The sequence below is a fragment of the Acinetobacter sp. UBA3106 genome (assembly GCA_002365595.1).
Lineage (GTDB): Bacteria > Pseudomonadota > Gammaproteobacteria > Pseudomonadales > Moraxellaceae > Acinetobacter.
Map to the genome: position 1 here is coordinate 68558 of DFAM01000003.1, position 7214 is coordinate 75771.

7 protein-coding genes are annotated in these 7214 nt (G+C 42.4%); 5 read left to right on the forward strand and 2 right to left on the reverse strand.

Going from position 1 to position 7214, the window contains the following annotated elements; all coding sequences use genetic code 11:
* Window positions 1-20 precede the first annotated feature (20 nt).
* The 4 genes from B4C48_RS01630 to B4C48_RS01645 all read left to right on the forward strand — a co-directional run bounded on the left by B4C48_RS01630 (window position 21) and on the right by B4C48_RS01645 (window position 3206).
* On the forward strand, window positions 21-968 hold the full coding sequence (locus tag B4C48_RS01630) for a transporter substrate-binding domain-containing protein (protein WP_291352768.1): 948 nt from the start codon (window positions 21-23) through the stop codon (window positions 966-968).
* Between the two features lie 71 nt (window positions 969-1039).
* Window positions 1040-1783 carry an amino acid ABC transporter permease gene (locus B4C48_RS01635; RefSeq protein ID WP_291352770.1) on the forward strand — a complete coding sequence of 248 codons (744 nt, stop codon included), beginning with the start codon at window positions 1040-1042 and terminating at the stop codon, window positions 1781-1783.
* On the forward strand, window positions 1783-2466 hold the full coding sequence (locus tag B4C48_RS01640) for an ABC transporter permease subunit (RefSeq protein ID WP_291352772.1): 684 nt from the start codon (window positions 1783-1785) through the stop codon (window positions 2464-2466). Before B4C48_RS01635 ends, B4C48_RS01640 begins: the two co-directional genes overlap by 1 nt.
* A gap of 14 nt (window positions 2467-2480) precedes the next feature.
* On the forward strand, window positions 2481-3206 hold the full coding sequence (locus tag B4C48_RS01645) for an amino acid ABC transporter ATP-binding protein (protein WP_291352789.1): 726 nt from the start codon (window positions 2481-2483) through the stop codon (window positions 3204-3206).
* Window positions 3207-3259: 53 nt separating this feature from the next.
* Here B4C48_RS01645 and B4C48_RS01650 read toward each other — a convergent pair whose 3' ends face one another.
* Window positions 3260-3997, reverse strand: a complete 738-nt coding sequence (locus B4C48_RS01650) for a carbonic anhydrase (RefSeq protein ID WP_291352774.1) — start codon at window positions 3995-3997, stop codon at window positions 3260-3262.
* A gap of 600 nt (window positions 3998-4597) precedes the next feature.
* Between B4C48_RS01650 and B4C48_RS01655 the strand changes: the two genes are divergently transcribed.
* Window positions 4598-5785, forward strand: a complete 1188-nt coding sequence (locus B4C48_RS01655) for an ammonium transporter (protein ID WP_291352776.1) — start codon at window positions 4598-4600, stop codon at window positions 5783-5785.
* Between the two features lie 444 nt (window positions 5786-6229).
* Here B4C48_RS01655 and B4C48_RS01660 read toward each other — a convergent pair whose 3' ends face one another.
* Complete coding sequence (locus tag B4C48_RS01660) at window positions 6230-6916, reverse strand: HAD family hydrolase (protein WP_291352778.1); 687 nt, start codon at window positions 6914-6916, stop codon at window positions 6230-6232.
* Between the last annotated feature and the right edge of the window lie 298 nt (window positions 6917-7214).

Sequence of the window (7214 nt, forward strand, 5' to 3'; positions counted from 1 at the left end):
TATAAAAAGGAGTTTTATACATGACACATAAACGCAGTATTACTTCCCTACTTTGTGCAAGCGCGCTCATGCTTGGCCTGAGTGCTTGTAGTGACAATAAAGCTCCAGCTTCCGGTGAAAAAGCCGCTGGTACAAATGATGCAAGCGCGTCAGGTACACTCGACAAGATTAAAAAATCAGGCACGATTGTTCTTGGATATCGTGACTCCTCTATTCCTTTCTCCTATATTGCCGACAACCCGAATCAGCCGGTCGGTTATGCACACGATTTAGAGTTAAAAGTTGTAGATGCGGTGAAGCAGAAACTGAATATGCCGGATTTAAAAATTCGTTATAACCTGGTGACCAGTCAAAACCGTATTCCTCTGGTGTCAAACGGTACGGTAGACCTGGAATGTGGTTCGACCACCAACAACAAAGAACGCCAGCAACAGGTCGATTTCTCGGTCGGTTTCTTTGAAGTAGGTTCTCGCCTGCTTACCGCTAAAGATTCCGGCATCAAAGATTTTGCCGACTTAAAAGGTAAAAAACTGGTGACTACGGCGGGTACCACTTCGGAGCGTTATATCCGTCAGCATCAGCAAGAATGGGGTATTGGTGAAATCATTTCTGCCAAAGACCATGCGGAATCTTTCCTGATGCTGCAAAACGGTCGTGCCGCTGCCTTTATGATGGATGACATCCTGCTTGCCGGTGAAAAATCCAAAGCCGCCGATCCGAATAAATGGGTAATTGTCGGAACTGCGCCAATTCACGAAATTTATGGCTGTATGCTGCGTAAAGGTGATACCGGCTTTAAACAGGTGGTGGATGATGCCATTAAAGCCACATACAGCTCTGGTGAAATTAACAAGATGTACGAAAAATGGTTCCAGCAGCCAATTCCACCAAAAAATATCAATCTGGACTTCAAAATGTCTGATCAGTTGAAAGCGTTAATTAGCAATCCGCATGATCGTGACCAATAAGCATTAAAAAAATAACTTTATACTTCAGGCAGAAAAAGGATCTTTTTGCCTGATTCTACTCAGGAGTTACTATGAATTATAGTTGGAACTGGGGAGTTTTATTTCAGTCCACCGGGGTGGGCGACACGACCTATCTAAACTGGATTATAACCGGTCTGGGCTGGTTGCTGGTCATTGCCGTAGTGGCTTGGAGCATTGCCCTGGTTTTGGGCAGTATTCTGGGCATCATGCGCACCTTGCCCAGTAAAACAGCACGCGGTATAGGCACTGCTTATGTGACGCTATTTCGTAATGTCCCTCTGCTCATTCAATTGTTTATCTGGTTCTATGTGGTTCCCAATTTCTTGCCGACTCCCATCAAGTTATGGTGGATGAATGACTTGGGCGCAAATACCACGGCACTTATTTCAGCCAGTGTAGGTTTGGGCTTATTTACCGCTGCGCGAGTGTGTGAACAGGTACGTACCGGGATTGAAGCCTTGCCAGTTGGTCAGGTCAATGCCGGTTATGCCATGGGCTTTAGCACCCGCCAGTTATATCGCTACGTGATTTTGCCGCAATCGTTCCGCACTATTTTGCCGCCACTCAGTTCAGAGCTGACCAACTGTGTGAAGAATACTTCGATTGCCTCACTAGTCGGTGTAGCAGAAATTATTTCCCAGATGAAAACCATCAGTGAATATACCCAGAACACCATCGAAATTTATACCTACGTGACCATCATCTTCATCGTGATTAACTTTTGTTTAATTCAGGCAATGAATATGCTGGAAAAACGCTTACGTGTTCCCGGTCTGATTGCAGGAGATAAATAATGGAATGGCTCACTGCATTTTTAAATGACTTACAACTGTCTGCTCCAGCCTTGTGGCATGGCATGAGCATTACCTTAAAAGTGGTCATCAGTGCGACCATCGGCGGTATTTTGATTGGTACCCTGCTCGCCCTGATGCGCTTGTCTTCATTTAAAGTCCTGAATTTATTTGCGCAAGCTTATGTCAATCTGTTCCGCTCTATTCCTTTGCTGCTGGTGTTGATGTGGTTCTATTTTGCCGTACCGTTTATCTACACGGCTATGACGGGCAATTACCTGACTATTGATACTGCTTTGGTCTCCAGTATTGTGGCCTTCATGCTGTTTGAAGCAGCTTACTTTTCGGAAATTGTCCGTGCCGGTATTCAGTCTATTCCTAAGGGTCAGACTGCAGCAGCCTATGCCTTAGGTATGAGCTATGGCCAGTCGATGCGGCTGATTATTTTGCCGCAAGCATTCCGTAAAATGACGCCTTTGCTATTACAGCAGACCATTATCCTGTTTCAGGATTCGACCATGGTTTATGCCATTGGTTTACTGGACTTTTTCCGGACCAACTATGTCCGCGGCGACCTGATGTCGCTGTTAACCCAATATATTTTATTTGCAGGTTTGGTGTACTTTACCGTGAGTATGATCGCGACCTATGCCGTTAAAAAATTACAAAGGAAGTTAACTGTATGACTGATGGTAAAGTGATGATTGACCTCCAGAATGTCAGTAAGTGGTACAAAGATTTTCAGGTACTGACCGATTGCACCACCCAGATTCATCAAGGTGAGGTGGTGGTGGTGTGTGGTCCTTCAGGTTCAGGTAAATCGACCCTGATCAAAACGGTCAATGGTCTGGAACCGTTCCAGCAAGGCAATATCACTGTTGATGGTATTTCCATTAAAGACCCAAAAACGGACCTGACCAAACTGCGCAGCCGTGTAGGCATGGTGTTCCAGCATTTCGAACTGTTTCCGCACTTGAGCATCACCGAAAACCTGACCATTGCCCAGATTAAAGTCCTAGGTCGTTCGGAAGCTGAGGCCAAGAAAAAAGGCTTGGCTTATCTGGATCGTGTCGGTCTAAGTGCACAGGCCAGCAAGTTTCCGGCCCAGCTTTCAGGCGGTCAGCAGCAACGTGTGGCGATTGCCCGCGCCTTAAGCATGGACCCGATTGCGATGCTGTTTGATGAACCAACCTCAGCCCTTGACCCCGAAATGATCAATGAAGTGCTGGATGTGATGGTAGAACTGGCCAAAGAAGGCATGACCATGATGTGTGTTACCCATGAAATGGGCTTTGCTCGTCAGGTAGCGAACCGGGTGATTTTTATGGATCAGGGCAAAATTGTTGAGGACTGCACCAAAGATGAGTTTTTTAATACCCAACGTAGTGATCGCGCTCAGCAATTCCTGAATAAAATTTTGCACTAAAGCTTTAACTATAAAAAAAAGCAGATCAAATGATCTGCTTTTTTTGGTATTAATTATTCAAGTACCAAGCGTGCATTCACTGGTTGTACAGGACGATTATTGGGATGCTCCATCAAGCTTGAAAATGCCTTAATTTGCTGTTTTGAAGCTTGTTGAATGTCTTTCAGTACAATCCAGCGCACCCCTTCAGAACACGGTGGCGTGGTTAAAGAACCATTAAACCGATAGTAATCCAGATTTTCAGGTAAGAATGCAGCGGCTAAATCCTGATGTTTCAACTGTACCGCATTCCCTGCTTTTTTCGGCAATTCTTTCCAGAGTCGTTTCAGCTTTTTATTTTCCTCACCTTCTTCAAACATGACAGCCACTACGGCTAACTCGCCTTGTTCAGTGGCATGTACCAGATGCATCTCCATGGCAAAACTTTGTCCTTTAATGGTATTTTCGCTTGGGCTATGTAAATGGAATTGTTTGAGATGAAATACCTGTTGCTCTAATTCTAGAGTATTGCCCGGATTAAAATTGATTTGCACGGTACGATTGTTATTGATGATCGTATCCGCTTTTGAACTGTAATTTAATTTTAAAGCAGGCAATTTGGCTGATATGGTTTGATCAATATTAATGGGTGCCTGATTTAGGCCTTCGCAAGCTTTGTATTCAGGCTTAAGCTTAGCCCATTGTGCAGGTGCAGTCTGTTCTGCATATCCCCAGTCAAAGTGGGTGCCTTCTGCTGCAAATGAAGAATTAAAACCCATTAATACCGTTAACGCAAGCATACTCCGCTTCATGTTTAAACCCTAAAATATAATATAAAATGAGCACTTATCTTCTAGTGTTGAAACAGTGATATCAAAACCAAAACTACCATTTCCTTATTGTTTTTGTATCTCATATTGTTTAATTATTCACCTTGTTTGCTTTCAATAAATTTAGCCTTCCTGACTTTATTTTTATCTCACTTAATATTCATTCAGACTTCAAGCCAGAATGATTTTTTCTTAAACGCACTATAATTGATTATAAAATCATCTTAAATTGCGTCATCAAAATGCATTTAATTCATTTATCTTTAAATTTTTTTTAATTTCTCAGATTAACAGTATTGCCACTATTCAGTGCCAAGGCTGAAAGGTTAAAAAACAACCAAAACAGCAAACTCTAAATTTAATCTAATTATCATATATTTATTTATAACTTAATTTTAGAAAAATGCACCATAATGGAGCCAATATTGCCTAATAATGTAAACCTTTGCTTTATATCGAGTCTTAAGCATTTTTTTGCATAAATGATCAAAATTTCCCTTTTTCAAATCTCTTCCTCAAATTCTGCGCCTCGATATACTGATCTTCTTTTTGTGAAAAACAGCACTAAAATGGGGCTAAAATATGCAAAATATAGATTTACTTTTTCTCCTTCTTGGTGCGATTTTAGTGTTAGCCATGCATGCAGGTTTTGCATTCCTGGAACTGGGCACAGTACGACATAAAAATCAGGTCAATGCCCTGAGTAAAATTCTGACAGATTTTTCCATTTCTGCTATCGCCTACTTTTTTGTCGGCTACTATATTGCTTATGGTCAACATTTTTTCCACATCGGTTCAACCTTAGCCGCAGATCATGGCTATAACCTGATGCGCTGCTTTTTCCTGCTCACCTTTGCTGCCGCCATTCCTGCCATTATTTCTGGCGGTATTGCAGAACGCGCCAAAATGCGTTCTCAGGCTATTGCCACTTTAATTTTAGTGGCATTGATCTACCCCTTTTTCGAAGGTATTGCCTGGAATGGCAATTTAGGCTTACAAGATTGGCTAGCCAAAACTTTCGGTGCAGCTTTCCATGATTTTGCCGGTTCAATCGTGGTGCATGCCATGGGCGGCTGGATTGCGTTAGCCGCTGTAATTTTACTGGGTGCACGTCATGGGCGTTATAAAAAAGATGGTCGTGTCAGTGCACATCCTCCTTCTTCCATTCCTTTTTTGGCACTGGGTTCATGGATTTTAATTGTTGGTTGGTTCGGTTTTAATGTGATGAGTGCACAACGTCTGGACGTGATTTCCGGACTGGTTGCCATTAACTCGCTCATGGCGATGGTTGGCGGTACGCTTTCGGCCAACATTGTAGGTAAAAATGACCCGGGTTTCTTGCACAATGGTCCTTTGGCCGGCTTGGTTGCCATCTGTGCAGGCTCGGATGTGGTTCACCCGGTTGGCGCACTGATTATTGGTGCCATTGCCGGTCTGATTTTTGTCAAGCTGTTCACTTACACCCAAAACAGACTTAAAGTGGATGATGTACTCGGTGTTTGGCCCTTACACGGCATATGCGGCACCTTTGGGGGTTTAGCCGTGGGAGTTTTCGGGCAACAATGGCTCGGCGGTTTAGGCGGTGTTTCAATCATCTCTCAACTGATTGGCACCTTACTGGCAATCTCGATTGCACTTACTGGCGGCTTTGTAGTTTACGGTCTGCTTAAAGCCATTATGGGCATTCGTTTATCGCAAGAAGAAGAATTTCGTGGTGCGGACTTATCCATTCACAAAATTTCAGCTAATTCAGAAGAAACCATTTTTTAAAGTTTGGCTTTTAGAGCTTAACTTTTAAACTCAGTTTTCATTTTCAGCGCGACTCGAAAGGGTCGCTTTTTTCTTAGATTTAACTGTCTAAACCAGTTTTACCTTATTCAAAAGACTTCTTTATCAATCATTTTCAATGACTACAAATTGTTCGTAATACAAATTTAAAAATAGATTTTAGTAGGTATTTGATTCATGAGTGTGGCATGGATGCCACAACGTTTCCCACCCCTTGCGCTGCATTTTAAAGCAGTGCTTAAAACTGGCTCAGGATGTTGTGTATGGGAAACAAAAGGTTTTTCTTGCGGACTCAAAATATATTTTGAAATCCTCATTTTGACCTTTCAAAAATAGAGACATTGCCTACACAAAGGTATCAAAATGAAATCACTGAAATGTGAGGCCATGGTGATTTAGATAATCTAATTTTATAGATCATCAACATCATAAAAATTGTTTAATTTCAGCCAGACGTTGAATGCTATGTATGGGCTGAGGTTGTTTAGCCTCATGAAAACCTTGCAGCCATAAAGCCTGCATGCCGGCACTCTTTGCGCCTTGTATATCATTGATGGGATGATCTCCCACAAAAAGGCAGTTTTCTGGTGCAACCGCTAACTTTTGACTGGTATAAAGAAAAATTTCCGGATTTGGTTTACTGATGCCAACCAGTTCAGAACTGACGATTTCATGAAAATAATGACTAAAACCCAAACCCTGTAAAATGGTTAAACGGGTAGCATGTCCACCATTTGAAATGACTGCCAGTTTGTAACCTGCCTGTTTTAATTCAGTTAAGAGCTGACTGGCACCCTGCATGGCCACTGCGGAAAGTCCAAATTGCTGAAACCAGAACTGGGTGAGTTCTTCCAAATCCGGGCGGCTTTTCCAGGTTAATTCTTGCAGCAAAGCATGAGCCACAGATGCAGCAATACTGGGATGGGTGAGCAATTCTTTTTTCGGATAGCCGCCATTATCGATACGACGGATAATGGCTTGTATCTGGCTGATTTCATCATGCGGTAACTGATGCTGATAAGCCTGAGCCAAAAATTGGCTATACGCCAAAATGCTCTGGTCACGATGCGTTAAAGTATTATCAAGATCGAATAAAACAGCTTGAATAGTCATTTAAATCCCAGCCTAAATTTTGTGTTTAATGTAGCACTGACCCTTTGCATCATTATGCTCTTTCCTGGATATGCTTATCAGCATTTGACACAACTTGCCATTTAACCCTTAACCTTTGTACTCTTTTTACCCGCCGATTCAAGCTCGCTTAAGTCTGGATTAAGTTTTTATTGTTGTAATTGCAGTACTAAAATCAATTGATCTTTACTATGCACGATAAGCAACGCTTCATGCTCTATCAGGGCTGTTTCCTTATTATCAGTTTCTGCCTGCTTTTGGTGCTCTTTCCCATCGGTGG